We start from the raw sequence: 21,827 nt of genomic DNA on the forward strand, positions 1-21,827 counted from the left end.
GCGTGTCAAAAAGTCCGGTTTTCAGCACCACTTTTGATTAATCGGACTTTTTGACTACCTATAAAAAGGTTAGGTGACAACAACAATGAGCGTGACAATAAAAATCAAAGACCTAGTCAAAAATACGGCGACACAACCGTCATTCCAGAGTTGTCCCTGGAGATCAAGAAAGGTGAATTTTTTACTCTTCTTGGACCTTCCGGGTGCGGCAAAACGACACTTCTGCGCATGATTGCCGGCTTCAACAGCATTGAAGGCGGAACAATCAACTTCAATGAGCGCGTTATTAATCAGGTTGAACCAGGCAAGCGAAACATCGGGATGGTGTTCCAAAGCTATGCGATCTTCCCTCACCTTACTGTTAAAGGAAATATCGCGTTCGGGCTGGAGAACCGGAAGCTGTCCAAAACCGAAATCAACGACAAAGTCGAAGAAATCCTCAAGGTCGTGCAAATTGAGCAATATAAAGATCGCATGCCGAAGAACCTGTCCGGCGGCCAGCAGCAGCGTGTCGCACTTGCCCGGGCAATCGTCATCCGTCCGGATGTTCTGCTCATGGACGAACCACTGTCCAACCTCGATGCGAAGCTGCGCGTCGATATGCGGAACGCAATTAAGGACATTCAACGCGAAGTCGGCATTACAACGGTGTATGTAACACACGATCAGGAAGAGGCCATGGCCGTATCCGATCGCATCGCGGTTATGAAATCAGGCGTCATTCAGCATTTGGGAACGCCGCAGGAAATCTATCAACGCCCAGCCAACGTGTTCGTTGCTACGTTCATCGGACGCACGAACATTATCGAAGGCAGCTTAACGCGTCAAGGCGGCAGCTATAAAGTGAATTTCGGTTCCGGCTATGCAGAGGAGCTTCCTAACATTCAGCTTCCAGCTTCAACACAGCAAAATGAGCTGAACGTCAAAATCTCGGTTCGCCCAGAGGAATTCGTCATGACTGAGGATCAAACTGGCATGAAGGCGACCATCGTGCACAGCGTCTTTTTGGGACAGAACACGCATTACTTCGTCGATTTGGAATCCGGTCAGCGCGTGGAAATTACGCAGGAATCAAAGACAACACAGATTCTCGATCCTGGCCAAGTCATTCATTTGAAGGTGAAAAAGGACAAAATCAACGTGTACGATGCTGCAGGTGAATTGAACTATACAAGGGGCGGTCAGCTATGAGGGGGACGCGCAAACGATTTGACGTCTGGACTAACATTTCGTTCCTGATATTTGCTTTCTACATGCTGTTTCTGGCATTGCCTTTGTTTACGATGCTGTTCAAAAGCTTTTTCAACGGTACAACAGGCGACTTCTCACTCGCCTACTTCGTAAAGTTTTTCAGCAAGCCGTATTACACCAATGCACTATTCAACAGTATTAAAGTTACTGTCTGCGTAACCGCCCTTGCGGCGCTCATCGCAACACCACTAGCTTATATTATGGCTACCGTGAAAATTAAAGGGAACTCGACTATTCGGATTTTGATCCTGCTTTCGTCCATGTCGGCCCCGTTCATCGGTGCTTACTCTTGGATTCTTCTACTCGGAAGAAACGGCGTCATTACCAAATTCGTCAGCAATACATTTGGCTTCCAAATGCCTGACATATATGGATTTACCGGCATTTTAGTTGTTTTGACCCTGCAAATGGTGCCTCTCATCTTCATGTACGTGTCCGGGGCACTCAAAAATGTTGACCAATCGCTTATGGAAGCGGCAGAGAGCATGGGCTATAAGGGCATCAACAAGATGCGCAAGGTACTGCTCCCGCTTATCACACCTACATTGCTCGCAGGCGGGCTGCTCGTATTCATGCGCGCACTGGCCGACTTCGGTACGCCGATGCTGATCGGTGAAGGCTTCAAGACCGTTCCTGTCCTGATCTTTACCGAGTTCATCAGTGAGGTCGGCGGCGACGACGGCTTTGCTGCCGCAATCAGTGTAATCGTTGTATTGTTCGCAACGGCAGTCTTCCTTTTGCAAAAGTTCATCGCCAATCGCAAGTCCTTTACGATGAGTGCTTTGCACCCAATTGAAGCGAAGCAGAAAAAAGGCATTGGCAATATCGCGGCACATGCTGTCATCTATCTGTATACGTTAATCGCGCTGCTGCCGCAATTGTACGTTATCTATACGTCATTCCTGAAATCGAACGGCCGCGTCTTCGTTGACGGCTTCTCGCTGCAAAGCTATCAGAATGCCTTCAACAATATCGGCAGTGTCATTACGAACACGTTCATCCTAGCTATCGTGTCGCTCGTCGTTATTATCCTGCTTGCGATTCTGATTGCTTACGTAACGGTTCGCAGAAAGAATGCATTAACGAACACGCTCGATATTTTCACGATGTTCCCATACATCGTTCCAGGCTCCATCTTAGGTATCGCTTTGCTGATTACGTTCAACGACAAGCCGCTGGCACTAAGCGGAACCGCATTCATTATGATTATCTCGTTCGTCATCCGGCGTTTGCCTTATACGATTCGCTCCAGTGCAGCCATTTTGCATCAAATTAACGGCGGTATTGAAGAAGCCGCAATCAGCTTGGGCGCTTCCCAGATGAAGACATTCTTCAAAATTACGCTGCCGATGATGCTCACGGGCGTCGTCTCCGGTGCAATTCTAAGCTGGATTACAATCATTACTGAATTAAGTACCTCGATCATCTTGTATACAGGCAAAACGAAAACCGTTACGGTTGCCATTTATACCGAGGTTATTCGCGGCAACTATGGCGTGGCGGCAGCACTATCTACGATTCTGACGGTCATTACAGTCATCTCGCTGCTCGTCTTCCTGAAGCTATCTGGACAAAAAGAAGTCTCCCTATAAGAGAGAAAGTTCAAAAAGTCCGTCTTTGATCACGAAGTAACACAGGAAGGAACTCGGCATCGAATCTTGGGTTCACTCTCGAACAGCGTTTGCTTTCGAAGCATGTTTCCTGCGGAAACATTGTAGCTGCTCATGCAGCCTCATCTACATTCCGCTGCTCCTTACAAGTTTTGCGACGCAAAATTCGCTACGAAAGTATAAGCTTCGAGTTCCCGCAACCTTCTCGGTGCTGAAAACCGAAATTTTTGAACAACATATTTGAGTTCATCATCCACACCAAGTCGGTACCTCGCAGAGGGCCGACTTGGTTTTATTTGGATGATCTGCTCTTGGGTTCCGACCAGTATAATAAGGAATGAAAGGCCTATCATTGGTGGAGGGAGACATGGAACAGAAAAAGATTCGCAATTTCAAGGAGTCAACCCGTCACTTATTTCGGCTGTATGCAGTGATTCCGTTTTCGATTATGATCGTGCTGTTTTTCATCTTTACGATCATTAATGGAAGGATGAATTTAACTCAAAAAACGACGGAGGCTGCCGAGTCTATCAGCAAGTCTATGATGGAGGTTTTTCAACAGTACCACGACGAAATCAATCGCATGGCTGTCTCACCTGCCGTATTGAATTATGTGACTACACGCTTAGGCAGCGATAAAGTGTACTCCGAATTTTATGATTTCAACAATCGGCAAAAGGTGAAGAGCATCTTCCATATCGTCGATAAAGACGGCATCTTCCGAGCCAGCTCCGATTCGCCGGATGCACTGTATAACAACTTTGCCTTCGGCAATCTCATCAACCGAATCGAGCACAAATCTGGCGGAATGCTTACCGAAATGAACAGCTTCCGCTATTCCCATGATCGCGACACAAGCTATACGTTCGGCAAAGCAATCGTCAAGGACAAGCAGACGATCGGCTATATCGTCTACCAGCTCTACGAATCCGACATGCAAAAGCTTATTTTTGAACAAAACAATGAAATCGCGATGATCACGGACGAACATAACTCGATCATTGCCACCACCAGCAATGTGACCAAGGGCGTACTGAATAAATTCAGCCCCAAGCTGGATAAGCAAGGACATGTTCAGTTGAACGACGGCACCTACTACATGTATACCAAGCGCATACCAGGCACACCCATTCAAGTAATCACGCTCAATTCCTATATGTCAGAGCAGTACACCTACTATACGGTGTCTATCTTTATTCTCGCTGCCAGCCTGCTGCTGTGGGTCATCATTCATTTCCTATCGAATAAAATGTCTGCCCGCAATTCCGAATCGATTGATAAATTAATTCTGGCCCTAGCCCAACTGCGTGAAGGAAACTTCAATGGCTATGTGGATATTCAGACGAATGACGAGTTCGAAATTCTCGGCGCTGAATACAATGCGATGCTGGATCGGTTAAAGGAATTGATGGCGAAAAATAAAGAGCTGTCCGAGCTCCGCACCATTATCGAGGTCAAGCAGCTGCAATCGCAATTCCATCCGCATTTCATTTTCAACGTATTGGAAACGCTGCGTTACGCCATTAAGATGGACGCCAATCAAGCGCAGCAAATCGTCATACTGCTGTCGCGACTGCTGCGTTACAGCATCGGCAACGATCGGAGCGTCCAACTGAAAGATGACATGAATTACGTGCGGGATTATTTGAAGCTGCAGCAAATCCGATTCAATGAGCGGCTGGAGTACCGCATTACCGTCGTGGAGGAGACCAATCATGTGTATGTTCCAAAGCTGTTGCTGCAGCCGCTAATTGAAAACGCTATCAAGTATGGCTATTTAAATCAATCCAATGTACTCATCGAAATCCGGATCTACCCTTCTGACGGGAAGTTAATGCTGGAGGTTTGTGACAACGGACAAGGCATGAATGCAGAAACGCTGCAGAAGGTAAACCAAATCCTGCAAAGCCAAAATAACACCACGCAGCATATCGGGCTGTACAACGTTCATCGCCGTTTGGTGCTGCTCTACGGCGAGGACTCCGGCATCCATATCGACAGTAATCAAGGAAAAGGCACCTGTGTGACACTAACAATTCCTTACGAATGGAGTGATAACGATGTTCAAGGTTCTGCTGGTTGAGGACGAAGATATGATTCGCAGAGGCATACGCTTCAGCATTGATTGGCTGCAATATGATTGCATCGTCGTGGAAGAAGGGCTGAACGGACAGGACGGCTATGAGAAAATTTGCGAGCTTAAGCCGGATATTGTCATTACGGATATCAATATGCCCATTATGGACGGTATCTCCATGATTCGCGAGGGACTGCAGCAGCATACGTTCAGCAGCATTATCATTTCCGGCTATAATGAGTTCCATCTTGCTAAGCAGGCGCTGCAATTGGGTGTAACCGAGTTCCTCGTGAAGCCGCTGGAGGATGATCAATTGATTGCTGCTCTGGAATCTGCCAAGAAGAATGTCGATTTACAGCGCAAATATGAGGTCATTTCGAATCATCCGCAAGAGACCGAAGAGATTTTGAACAGTAAATTTATGGAGAAAGAAACGAAAACTTCGAAGTATGTATCGCAAATGATCACCTATGTGCAGGAAAATTACGCAAAGAAAATTAGCATCCACGATCTCGTAGATCAGCTCGACTTGAGCGCCTATTACTTGAACCAAAAATTCAAAGCCGAGACGAGCTATACGTTCAACGAGTTCCTGAATCGCTATCGCATCCAAAAGTCGATCGACCTGCTGAAATCAGGCGACAACAAAGTCTACAACATTGCTCACGATATCGGCTTCAGCGACTACAAGTACTTCATCAGCATTTTCAAAAAGTACGCCCATGTCACGCCCAGCCAATATCAAGAATATTTCGCGGACAAGAATGCCTAGCATTACCGTTGCAAAAATGTTCAAAAACACCTCTTCCAGCCAACTCGGATTCCACGAACCGTTATAGGCAAAGGAGGTGTTTTTTCGTTTCTTTATTTTATACTGTGATCCTACTTTGGAAAATGTTACGTATCCTTCTGGCCAACTTATATTTCGGATTTCACGCCTTTATCCTTTATGATTGCTGTTGCTCTTTGCGCCATCCGACTTTACGTTATTCGCTTTTTTAGTACCTTTGCTTGTATAAGGTTTGCTTTTCGCTCTCTTTGCACTAGCTTGCCATCTATTCCAACCTTTTTTGTCCGTTCCTCTGCCTGTTCCGCCTTTGCCTTTAGCTTTGCTCATATAATCACTCCATGATTGTTTGTATATAGAGTTCCCGATCCTTGGTTGGATTCAATCCGCAACATCCTTAATCTGCGGCTAAGAGCTTACTATATCAAAGCTAAGCACTAGAATCAAAGGCCTACCCTCTCCATAATATCTGGAAAGCGTACAAGATCATAACCTGTTTAGCTAGGAAAGGGGAATTTTGAATGAGCTTGGACAGTAACTCCCTTACTTCAATACAATGAAGTCAAGCTAGGGAAACGAGATGTGAAGTTACGGTAAAAATCCAAATGTTATTTCATTTCCTGCCAACTGTCGTAATCGTGAATGGCAAAGCTGGCATAGCTCATATAGCGCGTCAATTTGTTATGAGCGGCTTGAAGTTCCTTTTCCATTGCTTCATTGCCCATGGAATAGAAGGATGTGTGCGGGCCTTCCGAACTTTCTGCCGTCTCTACAGCCACAACGACTTGCTTCTTCAGTGTAGAGGCTTCTCTCATTATGGCCTGTGCGTTTTCTATAATTCCGCTTTTCCCTAACGCATAATTGCGGTAATCCATGATAACGAGGCGATCGAACTTCTCCAGCAGCCATGCGCTCATACTGTAATCCGTTCCCGGTACCTTGATCGTATTCAGCCAATATGGAACGTCCAGCGTAATGTTGATCCCGCTTCCTTTAGTTTCTTTTTCGATCCATCTCAAGTTATCCATCCAGCTTGTCACTATTGCTCTATTGTTCGTCTTCCATCCGCTCAGCCGATAGGGTTCGATATCAAAATGAAGTCCTGCAAAGCTTGCTTCCTCGCCAACAGAGGAATTGTAGGTTGTAACCCATGTAATAAACTTTGCAATTTCATTCCGCTTCTCTTTATACGCCCATTCAGGCCGTCCGCCTAATGCCTCGACTTGAATGCCATGAGCCTTAGCGCTGCGTATAAAGCTTTCATATTTCGCCGGAGCCATATCGGTATCGATTTGCAAGTAAAGCGCCGTCACATTGTGTTCTTTGGCAAAGCTGAAGACCTGATCGGCTTCCTTTACAATCATTTGGCTATCCCATATCCAGGTTCCCTTCGGAACATTGCTGACAGCAGTCATGATGCTGACCTGACTCTGCTTCGGCTGCCATTCCACTTGAGCACGAAAGGCCTCGCTAATGAAGCGCAGGGGAACCATCGTTCGCCCATTTTTAACTAGAGCGCCTCCACCGAATGTTACATTCTTCCCATTTACTATGGCATGATTATCCCCAATCCCCAATGCAATCGTATCCTTCTTATAGGAAAATACGATCTGGTTCAACGCTCTGTTCCACTTTACAGTTGCGCCAAGCTTTTCGGACACAAATTTGGCAGGAACCATCGTAAGGTTGGTAGCAGCGTCCACATATGGCAGCTCGTCCGGGAAGGTCACTCCCCTCCCATCCACCTCGACTTGTACCTGGGAAGCATAGACGTTAGGAATATAGCAGCCAACACTTATACATATAGCTAACATGCACCAAAGCAATCTTTTCATATCGCGCTACCTCGGATTTCCCTTTTTTGTTCATACATACAAAGAGATTATAAAGTGTGAGATATTTGGTAACAAGACCCATTTCTATGGGAGACACATCACCTTAAGTCCTAGGATTGAAGTTGAATTTGTGCTTGAGATACAATGAGGGCAGCATCCATTACCTTGCTAGGGGTCCGTTGAGCAAATCAGACTAGCAGGTGCGCGAATTCTCCGCGAGCCCAGCGATGCCTTCTAAGGCGGAAGAACGAATTACTCTGCTGACCCGGAGAACAACTATTGGGAGGTTGCTTGGAACCCCGATTCCGTGTTTGACGAACGAGGAGCAAGGCTGTCATTTCACAAGAAGCAAGGAGTTCATCATTGGATGAACTCCTTGTTCCTATACCGGAGAGGATCGTGTCCGTTGTCATCAGAATGGAGTACCGTCTTATTCGTAATATCCTTCTGTTGACTTGCGAAACCCCTTAAACTGATTGGCATCATGCCCAAACCATACCTGAGACTTCGTTCGCTCCGCAAGCGTACGGATTCGCTCGACCGTATTCCGGTAGCCAAGCGAGTCATACAGATTGCCTGGCGGTCTCACCGGCGGACCGAAGCTATCAGCCGTATAAATGGTATCAGAAGCGAGAATAATTCCGCCCGTTTCTGGCATAACGACATGCAATCCCAGCATGCCCCAAGCATGCCCGCTTCCGAAGTTCAGCAGCGTAATGCCTTCAGCCAGCTCCAATTGATCCTCTGTCCGCTTTATCGTTTTCCACTGCAAGTTATTTTTGATCCAGGCATCAATGTCTGCCCAAATGTAGCCTCCTTCTTTTTCGTTGCGGGCATAAGATTGCAAAGCGCCGTTCAGTTCGTCCTCGTGAACGATAATGGTTGCGTTCGTGAACAGTTCCAGACATCCCGCATGATCCAAGTGCAAATGAGAGGCCACGACATACTTGATATCCTTCGGAGATACGTTCAACTGCTCCAGTCGATTATGCAGATAGCATTCCTCACCCGCTGCCCATGGAAAAAGAAGCTGTACCGTTTCGGACCATCGTCCCTCCTTTCCCATTCCGTTCGGGTTACAGGCCGTATCGAACAAAATCTTGCCTTCTGGATGATCAATCAACACCGTATAGACGGGAAATTCCACAAATTCGGTCGCTGCATTCGGATTCAGAACCGTTGCCGGATTATGCATGGCAATCAGCCAGTTCTTATCCATGCACATGCGGCCATTGTCCATCACATACAGCTTCGGACGTGCCTTCATCACATTCGTCATCTTCATTTCCTCCCATTGAACAGCATGGTTACTAGATGAAGATATGACAAAAGAGCAAGCATAATGACGCTCCACATCCTCGGAATGTCATTGCACTTGCTCTTTGTTAGCTGCCTTTACACTTTTTCAGCAGACATTTACGGAATCCTTTTAAGCAGTTGCTCTCGTTCCGTTTTTATAACTCTGTGTCCTTAATGAAAATAATCTTAACTCCCATGATCTGATTTTGCCCGTTGACGGCATAGTACGCTGCATAGGCTCCATCTCCAAATCCGGTACGAGAAACGACGCCGCCATCCAGCACACCAGCATCTTCATTGCTTTCTGTAATGTCGCAGCAGGCGAAATACCAGTCACTGTCCGCATTGTCGGACTCATTACCTTCTGCATCGGCATCCGGAATTCGAAACTTGCTCACATCAAAGATTCCAGCCTGTCCGCTATCCACGCCTACAATGAAATTCCCTTTCACCCATTCTATAGCTTCCAACTTATCGGCAACCGAGCTATGGCAGGCAATAAGCTTGGCGCAGGCTTCTCCCCAATCTTGAACCTCCGTCTTGCTTACATAGGCGTCCCATGTCCCATTCAACGCATTGTCCAGCACGCCCATAATGATTGTATTTTCATTTAAGTCGTAGCATGGATCGGATACAACCAGTTTCCCAGTGGTAACTTCAAATTGACCTAATGAAATGAATATAGCAAACACTCCCTTCGTTGTTACTTTCCATACTTATTTCTTCTTTTTCCGCAATCTTGGTCTCCACTTATGACCACATCTCATACATGAATTAATCAGCTCGCCATTTCCTGAAAACCCCAATATCAAACCAAATAGCATAAAAAACATTGTAATTGTAGGGCCGCCAATCGCTTGACCAAGCAATGTACCTAGCAACGTAAAAAAACACCGCCTAAAAAGGCAAGCCCCGCACTAAATCCTCTTTGCCCGCCTACAATTTGTACTGAACCACATTTCTCACACCTGACTGCATCATGATGCTCATTTATCAGGTTATTCGTGTTGCTGCTAGAACCTATTATCTTGCCTGTCTGATTACCCGTTCTCATCTGGCTGCTGGAAGACCTCGATTGTGTCGTAGCGACAGGCTTTCTCGCTCTATTGCTTGTTATCGTTCTAGTAGTTGGCTGCACGCTATTAACTCCTCTCGAACCTATAACGATGTAGGAATAAAGTCGTATACATACTTAGAAGAAATCTAAATCTGTACACTGCTCCTATACTCCTATGTCGTGGATATTTTTAACTTTAAACAAAAGACCGTATTCTTTCCATCAAATATTTTCCATGATAGACATTTAAAGATTATATCCAAGGAGAAAATGCAGCGAACCCGAGTGAGGCACCTTTTAACGTGTCCACCACTCGGGTTCAGAGGCTTGCAGCTATCCTTTTCTGAAATACTATTGGAACGTCGTAATAATGAGCCAGATATTCAGAACAGTTAAGACAATGGAAGTAATCCAGGCTAGAATCACAACCCATAATTTGTTTTTAAATTCACCCATTAATTTCTCATCACTCGTAAAGATCGTCAGAGGAATGATGGAAAATGGCAACGCAACACTTAAAAACACTTGTGAATAAATCAATAATTTCTCGACGACAGATTCCGTACTCCCGAACACCAGGATGCATACAATGACCGGAATAATAGCCACTCCGCGAGTAATCATCCGTCTAGCCCACATCGGCATTTTCATGCGGATAAAGCCTTCCATGATGATTTGCCCGGATAGCGTTCCAGTTATCGTTGAATTTTGGCCCGATGCAAGCAAGGCAACTGCAAATAATACACTCAATACCGGACTGGCAATCGCACCTACAATCGAGCTGTCATTCAGTGCGCGGTATAATTGCCCAAGTGTCTCCAAAGAACCACTGTAGCCAAAGAACAAGGAAGCACCCAAAATAAGCAGTAAGCAATTTACCACAAACGCAACGGTTAACTGAATATTGGAATCGATAGTTGCAAATTTGATCGCTTCTTTAAGCGATTTGCGATTTCCACGATCATATTGGCGCGCCTGCACAATCGATGAATGCAAATATAAGTTGTGCGGCATTACCGTAGCGCCGACAATTCCTAGAGCGATGAACAAAGCTCCTTCATTAAATACAATCTCCGACCTTGGAATAAACCCGCCAAGCATGTGAGCCACATTAGGTTGCGCAATAATCACTTCATATAGGAAAACAACAAGAATCGTTGCAATCAACGTAACGACGATGGCTTCAATTTTCCGAAATCCAAACCGCGCCAAAATCAATAGTAAAAATACATCAAGTACGGTAATGAATACTCCGACGAGTAGAGGAATATTAAACAATAAATTAAGCGCAACCGCACTGCCGATAACCTCAGCTATATCTGTAGCCATTATGGCAAATTCGGTAATAATCCATAGGGCAAAGCCCCATTTTTTCCCCGTTTTCAATCGGGTCACTTGCGCCAGATCCATTCCGGTCACAATCCCTAGTTTCGCAGACATGCTCTGCAGCAGCATCGCAATTAGACTAGAAATAAGAATAACCGACAATAGCAAATAACCAAACTGCGATCCGCCTGCAATGGAGGTAACCCAGTTGCCAGGATCCATGTATCCAACTGCAACAAGCGCCCCTGGCCCTGAATATGCCCACAGCTTTCGCCAGAAACCCGCGTTGCTCGGTATAGGTACTGTGTTATTAATCTCCTCTAAACTTGAACCATTTTGAGTTTTGTGCAAGAATTTTCCTGATCCCATAATCAACCCACCTTTTTTCCATGCACAACAAAGTTTCACTACATCAACTTTCAATTATTTTATACCTTTTTCTGAAAAGATCAAGTGCTAGACAGGCTTTCCCCTACTTTTAAAAGGAAAGAGGCGACCTCCCCCTTTTCGCTCTTGGGAAACGACCGCCTCTTTATTATTCTTATTACCTTGAATATCATTACCTATTTTTCTAACCTATTCTCAATCTATACGAGCATCCCCGCAATCGCGGCACTCATCAGATTCGCCAGTGTTGCAGCAATAATCGCGCGGAAGCCCAGCTCAGCGAGATCCTGTCTGCGGGAAGGGGCAATGCCGCCCAGTCCCCCTATGAGCAGCGCAATAGCTGCCAGATTGGCAAAGCCGCACAGTGCAAAGCTGATGATGACTACGCTCTTCGGAGACAGATTTACAATTTCAGGCGCGAACGAAGTGTACGCGACGAATTCGTTCAAAACGAACTTTTGCCCGATGAAGGAACCCGCTTGCAGCGCCTCGCTCCATGGAACGCCGATCAAGAAGGCAACCGGTGCGAACAGGTAGCCAAGAATTTGCTCCAGCGTCAGCGCTTCAATCCCGAACACGCCGCCAACCCAGCCGATGATCATGTTTACTAAGAAAATAAGCGAGATGAACGCCAGCAGCATGGCTCCTACGCCGGCAGCGATCTTAAGACCGTCCGCGGCCCCGCGAGCCGCTGCGTCGATAACGTTACGGGACTCTGTATCCTTCACGATCTGAACCCGTTCCACTCGAAGATGATGATCGGTTTCCGGCATCATGATTTTGGCCATCAGCAAGCCGCCCGGTGCGCCCATGAATGCTGCTGCAAGCAAGTACTCGATCGGCACGCCAAGCATCGCATATCCGCCCAGTACGGAGCCGGAGACGCACGCCAGTCCGCCGACCATTATTGCGAACAGCTCTGACTTGGTCATTTTCTCGATATAAGGCTTAACAACAAGCGGCGCTTCGGTTGGGCCAAGGAAAATATTCGCTGCCGCCGACATCGATTCTGTTTCGCTCGTTTTGAGCACCTTTGCCAGAAATCCGCCGATAATTTTCGTTGCCCACTGCATAATGCCGAGGTAATACAGAACCGCGATTAACGAACAGAAGAAAATAATGATTGGCAGCACTTGCAGCGCGAACGTAAAGCCAGCTTTCTCTGCACCCAGTATCCCGCCGAACAAGAATTGAATCCCTGCATTCGTAGAATCAATGATGCTCTGAACAACTTTGGACAAGTAGTTCAGCATCGTCTTGCCGAATTCCCACTTCAGAACGATTAAGGCAAAAATGAATTGAATCGCGAATGCGCCAATGACCGTTCTTGGATTAATCGACTTGCGATTTTTAGATAACGCCAGTGCTATAACGAAAATACCTAAAATTCCTAGAAGCCCCCAAATGTATTGCATATACAGATCCTTTCTTCATCGAGTCTGTGACCAAGATTGTCATAGCGAAAGGGTCAGATAGACCACTTCAATTTCATTGGCCGTGAATTAGATTATATTATGTTAGTTAATGGATTTTAATACATCTACTAGCATTCCCTTAAATGCATCACGATTGATCGCTTCACAGACGCGAACATTGCGCGTGCGTTCCAAGCGATTGTTGATATCGACCAAGCTATAGCCTCTTGTCAGCTCGCCAACGGTTTCTACATCAACATGATACAGATGAGACTTCGTCATAATCGACTCATCCGCTGCAACTGCTGCCAGCAGGGTGTCTGGATGCGTGGTGCCATTTAGACGGTGAACCCTTTTGTTGAAGCGCATTACAACCTTGTTGACATCCTTGAAGAACTCTGCGCCCTTCGATCCAAGCTGCTCGATTTCCGCATGGTCGCTGTCGTCCATGATGGAATATTGCGTGCACATTTCCCAGCCAACCATCGTAATTGGAATGCCAGAGTGAAGCACAATCTTAGCGGCTTCCGGGTCAACGTAGAAGTTGTACTCTGCCGTCGGTGTTATGTTGCCGAGTGCATTGTTCGTGCCGCCCATAATGTACAAATGCGGAATTAACGGTACAATCGTCGGATCCTTCTTGATGGCCATCGCAATATTCGTCAGCGGTGCAATCGCCAGCAGATGAATTTCTCCTGGATTTTGGTGTACCGTTTCGATTAGGAAATCAACCGCATGTCCGGTTTCGGGAAATTGGATCGCCTTTTCGAAAAAGGAATCGCCCATTCCATCCTTGCCGTGCACATCCTCTACAGTACGATGCTCCTTGTGGCCAAGTCCCATAATCGGACCTTCATACCCTTTGTATACCGGAACCTTGCCGCTATGTCCTGCGACTTGGATCGTATAAAGTGCGTTTTCCACCTGCTGATCGAACTGAACATTACCGCCTGTAATCATAACGCCTTCCACTTGAAAATAATGAAGGGCTGTCAATATGGCGATTGTATCGTCTCCGGCTGTATCGGTATCAATAATGACGCGCTTTTTCTCTGACATTATGATTCCCTCTTCTCTGTTGCCTTTTTCGCCAGGTCTGTCATGTAATCGAAGAATGCATCGCGGTCTACGTCGTATACGACCTGTACCGGACGACCGTCAGCCGTTTCTACCGTACGTCCTTGGCTGGCGCCTTCGGTAATGACTTTGCTGTTCACCGTTTGCACCTTCACAAGCTCGCTCTTGCCAACGAATGCAGTCGTTAATACATCCCACAGATAGTACGTCGAGTTCGTGGAAAAATGAACGAGCGGCGGCACCATAGCGTAGCATTGGCCGAGGAAATCAACCCCGATATGCTTGCGCTCAGCAGCCCAGCGTTCACGAACGTCCAGCGTAAGCGGCACTTGGTTCGTGCTTTCGAGTGCAACCAAGTCAATCTCGATTCCGCTCTCCCATACGCGAGCAGCAGCATCCGGATCCCAGAATACGTTCCATTCTGCCGTTCCGTCATGCTCAGGCTCATGCACGTTGCCCGCTTCGCGGAATGTACCGCCCATCCATACGAGGCGTTCTACTTTTTCTTCAATTGTTGGATCCATATCTAAAGCGCGAGCAAGGTCAGTAAGCGGACCCGTGAACAACAGGGTCGTCTTGCCTTCCGTTGCACGCAGCGTATCTATAATATGTTCATGTGCCGGCTTGTCCGCAACTGGAGTTACGACCTTGCCAGATTCATTCAAGAGCGGCAGTGCATCCACATAGAATGCATGCATGCGCCAGTCTTTCGGGAAAGGATTTTTCCCGCGCGAATTGGATGCAGCTACATCCAGCCCGCCTGTACCGAAGCGATCAATGATTTTGCGGCTTGCGAACATAGCCGGTTCTAAATAACAATCCGCTGGAATGACCGATACACCTGTCAACTCAACGTTGTCCATTTGCAATAACAAAAACAAAGAAATCAAATCATCAACGCCGCCATCGTGGTTAAAATAAATCTTTTTCTTCATCTTGTCTCCATTCCATACATCAACACTTCTTATGAAGGAAATGTATTCTGTGTTGTGTTTATACAAAGTGCTGTAAAACCGAACAAATAAATACATTTTAAACTCATTATTCGGATTCCGTTATCGATCATACTAAATTTTCGCTAAAAAATATATAGTTTGAATAAAAATTATTTGATTTGAAATGAATTATGAGAGAGAAATACATATTAGAAATGGTTAATCGCGTGGTCTTGCCAAAGTTTCTTCCTTATTATGCCGAATAAGTAGTATATACTTATTTTATATTCATTTCTCTTTGTTAGAAAGGAGAACCTATCGTGCAGCAGCGCACAACCCCAAGAACAAGGGTGCATTCAACGAACAACTCAGCTGTATCCCCTCGCAATCGTCGGGAACAGCCCAAGCCAAACCGCCCTGCTCCTGCTTCAAATCAACGGACAGCAGGTAGTCAAGTGAAAAATACACGACCGAAGGAGACATCGGCTAGCAAGCCTGTCGCTAGTCAAACGCCTCCTGCTCCGAAGACTGCCGTAAATAGACAGGGACAAGCTGTCGCTTCCCTTCTATTTGGCTCACTTGGTATTCTGACTTTTCTATACATATTGAGTAATTTGAGCACAGCACTCAAGTTTAATACGTTGTTCTCTTCCGAACAGAAGCAGGTTATGATAACTTCTTTTATTTTGAACCTAATCGGATTTATATTAGGAATCAGCGGCAAACGATCTTCGCGAGGCAGCGGCATAGCAGTCGTGGGCATGACGCTCTCTTCCATCCCCCTAGGGATCTGCCTGGTGATCTTGATTGTATGGGTGATGATGAAGCTTTCCATACAGATTTGAGTGTCTGGTCTACAAATGTAAAAAGGCAGAGAGATTCATGACTACCTCTCTGCCTGCGTTTTATACGTTATTTTCAAAGTTATTTTCAAATGATATGAGACCATTTGCATGTCTTCCTGTGCGATGCCTCAAGAACCTACAACTGTTAACAGCATAATCGAAGTTTGGAATCGACCGCTTTCGGGAACGATGCACAGCACCTGCTGCCCTTCGGCGAGATGCCCTTCATACATGAGTTCCTCCAGCATAATGAAAATCGAAGCCGAGGCTGTATTTCCCTTTGTGTATAAGTTCGTGAACCACTTTTCCTCTGGAATGATGACCCCGCCCTGCTCCAACAACCGGAATATCTCATCTCTGAAAAAATGCGATGAGTAGTGGCAAACCATCCAATCGATGGTCTCCGGTTCAATCCGGCCTTCCTGCACCAGCTCCAAAAATCGACGAACGCCTACCTTCGTGATTTCGTTAACCAGTCTGACATCCTGCTTTAGATTCAGCGCACCTTGATCCGCCGCTTCATGAATAGATGCATAATCCAGCCACGAAGAAATTCCACTCTCCTTGTCCATGCCCGAATACATGCACACGTCATACTCATTTGCATATGACTTGTTATCGACCCATTCAATGCGCAGCGATAACCCCTTTGCGGAGGGTTTGTCCTGCATTATCGCCGCGCCTGCGCCATCCGACAGCATAAACCGCAAAAAGTCCGTGTCGAACGGCACACGTCCATTGCTATGTACAGACTGCGCCTCAAACTTCGTATGCTTAAACTCACGGCTCAGGAACTCACTAGCACAAGCAATTGCCGCCTCATGCTCCCCCGATTTAATTTGCAAATAGGCGTACTTAAACGCCTGCATTCCGCTTGCACATAAGCCGTTGTGCGAGGATATCTCCATTACTGGCAAGCCCGCCTCAGCATGCACCATGCTCGCAAAGCCAGGAAGAAGCAAATCGGCTCTCGTCGACCCTGTCGCCAGGAAGCCAATATCCTTCTCTTCTATATTTCCATTACGTTCTAATGCATTTCGTATAGCTAGCGCAGCCATTTCTGCGTTCGTATATAAGCTCTTTTGCTCTTTATTCATTGCATAGTAGCGATATTTTATCTGATTCTTTTCAAGGATGATCCGCTTGGTCTTTGAAGTCTTCCCACTAATTTTACCAAGATAATCTTCAATTTCATCATTACTAACCGGAGAGCCAGGAAGAAACTTACCTATACTCGTAATATAGACGTGATTCATAAAGCACCTCCACAAAATATGACATATTTCTTCATTATCATAGAATTTAATTAAATTGTAAAGTATTGGATATAAAAAGAACGCCCAGATACCTATATCCGAGCGCTCTTTTTCCTTTTCTATGTTGATGTCTATTCTATCAATCCTTATACGGATCGAACTCGTCCGCTCCGGCCATACATACTCCGATCGGCTTTAATGTGTGCATCACCTCGATCGTTTCTGCATGTGCATCCAATACCTCCTGCAGCTTCCGATACACAAACGGACTCTCGTCCGTACCCGCTCCGCGCAGCTCAACGCCGAATGTGCGCACGGCCTCCATCATTTGCTCTGTCGTAATCTTGCCGCCGCTTCGAGTACGGGTTTTCCAATTCATTTTGCCTGCCGCTTGCGTTCGGCTCATGATCCGTCCCGCCCCATGAACGGTGCTGTAATAGGCTTCCCGATTCTCTGCACTATCCTTGCCTTTTACAATTACCGATATGTCGCCCATACTGCCGCCGATAAATCCGACCTGCCCCGGTGCGGAAGGAGTCGCCCCTTTGCGGACAACTACGACTTCCTTGCCGTTATGCGTTTCTTTCCAAGCGTAGTTATGGTGATTGTGCACCTCAAGATCAGCGTCAGTACCCAGAATCGCCAGCACTTGCTCAATGACGTAATCACGTCCCGCATAGGCATACCGCCCGGCCAGCTTCATGGCACGATAATACATATCTCCAATCTCGCTGCTCAGATCAAGAAGGATGGGCGGCTGATCCATCTTCTCTCCTGGAGCACTGGCTAGGAACTCCCGCCCGACAGCCAGATTCATGAATCCGCTCGCCGTCTTATGCCCAAATCCCCTGCTCCCAAAATGATTCGCGACCCACAGACGTCCTGTCCCTACCTCCTCGAACAAGTCTACAAAATGGTTGCCGCTTCCGACAGTACCTAGCTGATTGCGAGCCAGTGCTTTCAGCTTGTCATGCTCCTGCTTGCCAATCGCTTGATAGACGCTCCAATCCGGATCATCAAAGAGATCGTGATCCACTTTCTCATTATTGACTCTCCCCATCCCGAAGGAGATTTTGCGAGCAATTTCGTCCATGATTTTCGATAATCTGGGCTTGATATCATCTGCTGACAAATGAGTACGAACTGCTTTATTCCCGCAGGCAATGTCATACCCGACGCCGGAAGGCGAGATTTGCCCGTCATAGACCACAACCCCGCCAATCGGCTGACTGTACCCCTTATGATGATCCGCCATCAACAGGGCCTGAACTACATTGCCAGTCTTAGCGCACATTTTCGCTTGCGCGACAGCACTCTCCTCCGGGCTGCCCCAGACTCGTACGCCGTCTATTTGTTGATAAGCCATGTCCTTCTTCAACTCCAGTAACGTATAATTTCTATTCGAATATTCAAATGCCTTTTGCTTCTCGCAGCGCCAGAATTCGTTCCTTTACCGCTTCTTCAGTCTCTATTTCCGACAAATGAATGACCGCCCCAATGAGCTGCTCGCTCCACAAAGCAGCGTCCCAGCCCTCCAATGCCCACAGCGCCATATTCCGATTGCAAACGACAGGGCTGTTCAAGCCGACAATAACGAGTCTTTCTCCGATTCCATTAAATCGATCTAAACTTTGCAAAATGCTATCCAGACATTGATGTGCAATATACGCTTTCCCAAGCCCCATCTCATCACCAGGGCCCGTCGCGATATGCTGCAGCGGCAGGTGCTCCTCCGCAAACTGAACTAGCTTCTGAATTCTGCTCGAGTCTTCTGATTTCATGAGCTGCAGATAATTGGAATTCTGAAGCGGATCCTCCGCAAGCTGCTGATAAAGAATTTCCCATATATCTATCCCAATCTTCTCTGCACATGCAATGCCATAATAGTGATTCGTTGTATCACCGGATTCAATCACATCCATTACGATACGATTCCATCTCGGCTGAGCGATAACCGCTTGAACTGCTACCAACGTATTGATCCGAAGCTGCTCCGTCCACCCTGCGGCCATCCGCTCACTCCATCTTTCCTCATCCTGGGTCAAAAAATCTTGCAGCTTGAACATGACTGACAGGTGCTTGACCGTGAAGCACATCTCGTGTGCCGCTCTTATGTAATTGGACAGCACTTGCGGCGCATGCTCATAATCATCAATATCTTCTGCCGGGCCTCCATTTAACAAGGCCTCGATTATATCGGTCGCTCCATCAAGCAGTTCGCGATCTACCTGCCCAGCAGAAAGCGCCTCCTGCAAGCCTCCATTTCTCGCACAGATGCAAGCCAAATATTCATTCATAACATGGTTCTGACAACCATGCCGCAGCAGCCAATCTCGAATCTCCTGAGTCCATGGCTCCAATCTCTCCACAAGATGGATCTTCCCCCAACCATGAACCTGCTTGGCTAATGTAAACAGCACCTCATTGCTGTTTTCCATCCCATTCTGAATCGCAACTGCCGTGTACAGTGTGAACTCATCATGTTTGCCAAGGGTTAGAAGCAGTTCCTTAACATGTTCATTATGGAACAGGCCAAGCAGCGCGATACCGAACTTGACGACATTGCGATGTGCCCCATGCTCCGCAAACCATACCGCTTCCTGAAATACAGGTTCCGGTCGTATGCCGGGATAAATGCGTACCTGCTCCAATATATTATCAATCATGCTGCTTATTTCAGCCGTAACGAGCTTCATGTACAACGCCTTCCGCGTGGCATGCTTCGGCTTCCTCGATTGCTGCCCCAAGAGCTGGACGATCTCATCCACCTCTCCCTTTCGATCACTGCCCGCACCATGGTGACTGCATACTCCGTCTAGGCCGCCTGCTACCCACCGGATCTTACTGTCGGCCCAGAATTCTTCATCATCCGGCAAAGAGCCGTCTATTAATTCTCCTTGATCTCGTATGTATGCATAAATGGAAGTTCTCCCCTTCCAAGGCGCCGCTTGGTCAAAAGAAATAATCATCGTGCTGCTCCCCTTCCCCGATACTTTCTTCTGCCTCTATCCTCGCTTATTTTCAATACAATGAACATGGTAAAAGTATTACGAAACATCTATACTCCTGTTTTTTATACGATCCAAACCTGCGACCAACGCAATGTTTACAAAGTTCTCTTTCTCAATTCGTGGTAAAATTTATCTATTATCGCGTAAGTGAGGTGACTAGGCATGAACATTCGTGCTGTGAGAGCGTCCGATTATACCAGCGTGATTTCTGTTCTTAACGATTGGTGGGGCGGCAGAAATATGTCTGATATGCTGCCGAAATTGTTTTTTGTCCATTTTCAACAAACGAGCTTTATTGCAGAACAAGACGGGGAAATGATCGCCTTCTTAATTGGGTTCGTGTCGCAAACCAATCCGAACGAGGCGTATATCCATTTTATCGGTGTTCACCCGAATTATCGAAAGTCCGGGATCGCGAAAAGGCTGTACAAAACGTTCTTCGAAACCGTACGGCAATACGATTGCGACACCGTCCGCTGTGTGACTTCGCCGGTTAATGCGACTTCGATCGCTTTCCATAGCCGAATAGGCTTCCGGATCGAAGAAGGCGACAGCGAGGTAAATGGGATTCCCGTACATACGAACTATGACGGAAGAGGCGGAAGCAGAGTGCTATTTGTTACCTCTATCAAGTAGAAGACTTCGGATAAAAGAAGCAGCCGTTTCCCGGCAAAATAGCGAGAAACGGTCGCCTACTTTTGGCATCTTGTACGCTTACTTCTTACTCCTCCGAAGTCCCATACCTCGGCGGTGCCGGAATCCCCTGTTCAGCCGCTCTGCTCACCGATTCCCACGCCTCCCAAGTCGCAATGCGCTCCTTATAAGTGTTTCTGGCTATATCAAAAATTGCGCTGCCCAAAATAAGCCGCAAAGGCGGGTTCTCGCTATCCACCAGCTTCATAAGCGCTTCGGCGGCCAATGCAGGATCGCTATCTATCGAACCTTCCGCATACTGCTTGGCCAGTTCCTCGCGCAAGGAATCGTAGGCCTCTAATGGCTGGCTATAGCGCATAGTTGCATACAAATCCGTCCAGTACCCGCCCGGCTCTACGAGTGTCAGCTTCACTCCAAAATGGGCTGCTTCTTGTGCTAACGCTTCGCTTAACCCTTCTAACGCGAATTTGCTTGCACTATACATGCCTGTCATCGGCCCTGAGATTACTCCTCCTATGCTGGAGATTTGAATCAAATGTCCTGCCCGCTGCTCACGCAAGTAAGGGAATACCGCCTGAGAAACCCATAGAGCCCCGAAAAAATTCGTTTCCATGAGATCTCTTGCGTCGTCCTCGCTCAGTTCCTCGACCATGCCTAACGTCATTGTGCCTGCGTTATTCACGACAATATCAAGACGCCCGAAATGCTCAATCGCCGCCTTTACGGTTGCAAATACAGATTCCCGCTCCCGGATATCAAGCCGTAAAAATAACAGCGTATCTTGGTATTGTTCTTTCAGTGTTTCTAACTTCCCGACGGTTCTGGCGACGGCTACAACCTGATCCCCTGCCTCTAGCGCGGCATTGGCAAATGCATATCCAAGCCCCTTGCTGGCGCCCGTAATCAACCACACGCGTCTCTTCTTCATATTTCGTTCTCCAGACTTAAACAGCTCTTGCGTTGTCATAGGAAACCCTCCTATCCAAAATAAAAAACACAGACAAA

General features: G+C 46.9%; 17 protein-coding genes and 1 pseudogene. 6 read left to right on the top strand and 12 right to left on the bottom strand.

All coding sequences use genetic code 11. From position 1 onward, the window contains the following. The first annotated feature begins 85 nt into the window (after nucleotides 1–85). The 4 genes and pseudogenes from PAV_RS01460 to PAV_RS01475 all read left to right on the top strand — a co-directional run bounded on the left by PAV_RS01460 (nucleotide 86) and on the right by PAV_RS01475 (nucleotide 5,710). Nucleotides 86–1,191 (top strand): annotated as a pseudogene (locus tag PAV_RS01460) (ABC transporter ATP-binding protein). After that, nucleotides 1,188–2,843 (top strand): ABC transporter permease, encoded by a 1,656-nt coding sequence (locus PAV_RS01465; RefSeq protein WP_005542989.1) that lies wholly within the window; start codon nucleotides 1,188–1,190, stop codon nucleotides 2,841–2,843. Before PAV_RS01460 ends, PAV_RS01465 begins: the two are co-directional and overlap by 4 nt. Before the next feature lie 385 nt (nucleotides 2,844–3,228). Next, nucleotides 3,229–4,944, top strand: coding sequence for a sensor histidine kinase (locus PAV_RS01470; protein ID WP_005542991.1), 1,716 nt, complete (start codon nucleotides 3,229–3,231; stop codon nucleotides 4,942–4,944). Then, nucleotides 4,922–5,710 carry a response regulator transcription factor gene (locus tag PAV_RS01475; protein WP_005542993.1) on the top strand — a complete coding sequence of 263 codons (789 nt, stop codon included), beginning with the start codon at nucleotides 4,922–4,924 and terminating at the stop codon, nucleotides 5,708–5,710. The genes PAV_RS01470 and PAV_RS01475 overlap by 23 nt, the downstream gene beginning before the upstream one ends. A 168-nt stretch (nucleotides 5,711–5,878) precedes the next feature. On the opposite strand, the gene PAV_RS33060 is transcribed toward PAV_RS01475, so the two are convergent. From PAV_RS33060 to PAV_RS01510, 8 genes are all read right to left on the bottom strand, one after another. Further along, nucleotides 5,879–6,055, bottom strand: coding sequence for a DUF3934 family protein (locus PAV_RS33060; protein ID WP_005542995.1), 177 nt, complete (start codon nucleotides 6,053–6,055; stop codon nucleotides 5,879–5,881). Nucleotides 6,056–6,333: 278 nt separating this feature from the next. Next, the gene (locus tag PAV_RS01480) at nucleotides 6,334–7,560 is read right to left on the bottom strand and encodes a copper amine oxidase N-terminal domain-containing protein (RefSeq protein ID WP_005542997.1); all 1,227 of its coding nucleotides are present in this window, start codon (nucleotides 7,558–7,560) and stop codon (nucleotides 6,334–6,336) included. 430 nt (nucleotides 7,561–7,990) lie between these two features. Then, a complete protein-coding gene (gene ahlS / locus PAV_RS01485) occupies nucleotides 7,991–8,839 on the bottom strand; it encodes an AhlS family quorum-quenching N-acyl homoserine lactonase (RefSeq protein WP_005542999.1) in 849 nt (282 codons plus the stop codon). A 175-nt stretch (nucleotides 8,840–9,014) separates the two neighbouring features. Beyond that, nucleotides 9,015–9,542, bottom strand: a complete 528-nt coding sequence (locus PAV_RS01490; RefSeq protein ID WP_040735149.1) for a DUF4241 domain-containing protein — start codon at nucleotides 9,540–9,542, stop codon at nucleotides 9,015–9,017. 725 nt (nucleotides 9,543–10,267) lie between these two features. Then, nucleotides 10,268–11,611, bottom strand: coding sequence for an Nramp family divalent metal transporter (locus PAV_RS01495; RefSeq protein WP_005543004.1), 1,344 nt, complete (start codon nucleotides 11,609–11,611; stop codon nucleotides 10,268–10,270). Between the two features lie 218 nt (nucleotides 11,612–11,829). Then, a complete protein-coding gene (locus PAV_RS01500) occupies nucleotides 11,830–13,044 on the bottom strand; it encodes a NupC/NupG family nucleoside CNT transporter (protein ID WP_005543006.1) in 1,215 nt (404 codons plus the stop codon). Nucleotides 13,045–13,146: 102 nt separating this feature from the next. Then, entirely contained in the window at nucleotides 13,147–14,103 is a 957-nt protein-coding gene (locus tag PAV_RS01505) for a nucleoside hydrolase (protein WP_005543008.1), read from the bottom strand. After that, nucleotides 14,103–15,056 carry a nucleoside hydrolase gene (locus PAV_RS01510; RefSeq protein WP_040735151.1) on the bottom strand — a complete coding sequence of 318 codons (954 nt, stop codon included), beginning with the start codon at nucleotides 15,054–15,056 and terminating at the stop codon, nucleotides 14,103–14,105. The genes PAV_RS01505 and PAV_RS01510 overlap by 1 nt, the downstream gene beginning before the upstream one ends. A gap of 320 nt (nucleotides 15,057–15,376) precedes the next feature. Between PAV_RS01510 and PAV_RS32065 the strand changes: the two genes are divergently transcribed. After that, nucleotides 15,377–15,901 (top strand): hypothetical protein, encoded by a 525-nt coding sequence (locus PAV_RS32065; RefSeq protein WP_005543012.1) that lies wholly within the window; start codon nucleotides 15,377–15,379, stop codon nucleotides 15,899–15,901. 128 nt (nucleotides 15,902–16,029) lie between these two features. On the opposite strand, the gene PAV_RS01520 is transcribed toward PAV_RS32065, so the two are convergent. The 3 genes from PAV_RS01520 to PAV_RS01530 all read right to left on the bottom strand — a co-directional run bounded on the left by PAV_RS01520 (nucleotide 16,030) and on the right by PAV_RS01530 (nucleotide 20,126). After that, nucleotides 16,030–17,157 carry a beta-ketoacyl-ACP synthase III gene (locus PAV_RS01520; RefSeq protein WP_005543013.1) on the bottom strand — a complete coding sequence of 376 codons (1,128 nt, stop codon included), beginning with the start codon at nucleotides 17,155–17,157 and terminating at the stop codon, nucleotides 16,030–16,032. Between the two features lie 139 nt (nucleotides 17,158–17,296). Beyond that, nucleotides 17,297–18,523 (bottom strand): RtcB family protein, encoded by a 1,227-nt coding sequence (locus tag PAV_RS01525; protein WP_005543015.1) that lies wholly within the window; start codon nucleotides 18,521–18,523, stop codon nucleotides 17,297–17,299. Nucleotides 18,524–18,566: 43 nt separating this feature from the next. Further along, on the bottom strand, nucleotides 18,567–20,126 hold the full coding sequence (locus tag PAV_RS01530) for a hypothetical protein (protein WP_005543016.1): 1,560 nt from the start codon (nucleotides 20,124–20,126) through the stop codon (nucleotides 18,567–18,569). Between the two features lie 204 nt (nucleotides 20,127–20,330). Between PAV_RS01530 and PAV_RS01535 the strand changes: the two genes are divergently transcribed. After that, entirely contained in the window at nucleotides 20,331–20,804 is a 474-nt protein-coding gene (locus tag PAV_RS01535) for a GNAT family N-acetyltransferase (RefSeq protein ID WP_005543017.1), read from the top strand. A gap of 85 nt (nucleotides 20,805–20,889) precedes the next feature. Here PAV_RS01535 and PAV_RS01540 read toward each other — a convergent pair whose 3' ends face one another. Next, nucleotides 20,890–21,789 carry an SDR family oxidoreductase gene (locus tag PAV_RS01540; protein ID WP_005543018.1) on the bottom strand — a complete coding sequence of 300 codons (900 nt, stop codon included), beginning with the start codon at nucleotides 21,787–21,789 and terminating at the stop codon, nucleotides 20,890–20,892. Nucleotides 21,790–21,827: the final 38 nt, after the last annotated feature.

Origin of the sequence: Paenibacillus alvei DSM 29, from assembly GCF_000293805.1 — a bacterium.
GTDB classification, from domain to species: domain Bacteria; phylum Bacillota; class Bacilli; order Paenibacillales; family Paenibacillaceae; genus Paenibacillus_B; species Paenibacillus_B alvei.

Excerpts from the sequence above, each read along its gene's own strand:
- PAV_RS01470 (WP_005542991.1), top strand. The coding sequence starts at position 3,229 with ATGGAACAGAAAAAGATTCGCAATTTCAAGGAGTCAACCCGTCACTTA.
- PAV_RS01495 (WP_005543004.1), bottom strand. The coding sequence starts at position 11,611 with ATGGGATCAGGAAAATTCTTGCACAAAACTCAAAATGGTTCAAGTTTA.
- PAV_RS01530 (WP_005543016.1), bottom strand. The coding sequence starts at position 20,126 with ATGATTATTTCTTTTGACCAAGCGGCGCCTTGGAAGGGGAGAACTTCC.
- PAV_RS01510 (WP_040735151.1), bottom strand. The coding sequence starts at position 15,056 with ATGAAGAAAAAGATTTATTTTAACCACGATGGCGGCGTTGATGATTTG.
- PAV_RS01535 (WP_005543017.1), top strand. The coding sequence starts at position 20,331 with ATGAACATTCGTGCTGTGAGAGCGTCCGATTATACCAGCGTGATTTCT.
- PAV_RS01465 (WP_005542989.1), top strand. The coding sequence starts at position 1,188 with ATGAGGGGGACGCGCAAACGATTTGACGTCTGGACTAACATTTCGTTC.
- PAV_RS01525 (WP_005543015.1), bottom strand. The coding sequence starts at position 18,523 with ATGGCTTATCAACAAATAGACGGCGTACGAGTCTGGGGCAGCCCGGAG.
- PAV_RS33060 (WP_005542995.1), bottom strand. The coding sequence starts at position 6,055 with ATGAGCAAAGCTAAAGGCAAAGGCGGAACAGGCAGAGGAACGGACAAA.
- PAV_RS01475 (WP_005542993.1), top strand. The coding sequence starts at position 4,922 with ATGTTCAAGGTTCTGCTGGTTGAGGACGAAGATATGATTCGCAGAGGC.
- PAV_RS01520 (WP_005543013.1), bottom strand. The coding sequence starts at position 17,157 with ATGAATCACGTCTATATTACGAGTATAGGTAAGTTTCTTCCTGGCTCT.
- PAV_RS01540 (WP_005543018.1), bottom strand. The coding sequence starts at position 21,789 with ATGACAACGCAAGAGCTGTTTAAGTCTGGAGAACGAAATATGAAGAAG.
- PAV_RS01480 (WP_005542997.1), bottom strand. The coding sequence starts at position 7,560 with ATGAAAAGATTGCTTTGGTGCATGTTAGCTATATGTATAAGTGTTGGC.
- PAV_RS01505 (WP_005543008.1), bottom strand. The coding sequence starts at position 14,103 with ATGTCAGAGAAAAAGCGCGTCATTATTGATACCGATACAGCCGGAGAC.
- ahlS (WP_005542999.1), bottom strand. The coding sequence starts at position 8,839 with ATGACGAATGTGATGAAGGCACGTCCGAAGCTGTATGTGATGGACAAT.
- PAV_RS01500 (WP_005543006.1), bottom strand. The coding sequence starts at position 13,044 with ATGCAATACATTTGGGGGCTTCTAGGAATTTTAGGTATTTTCGTTATA.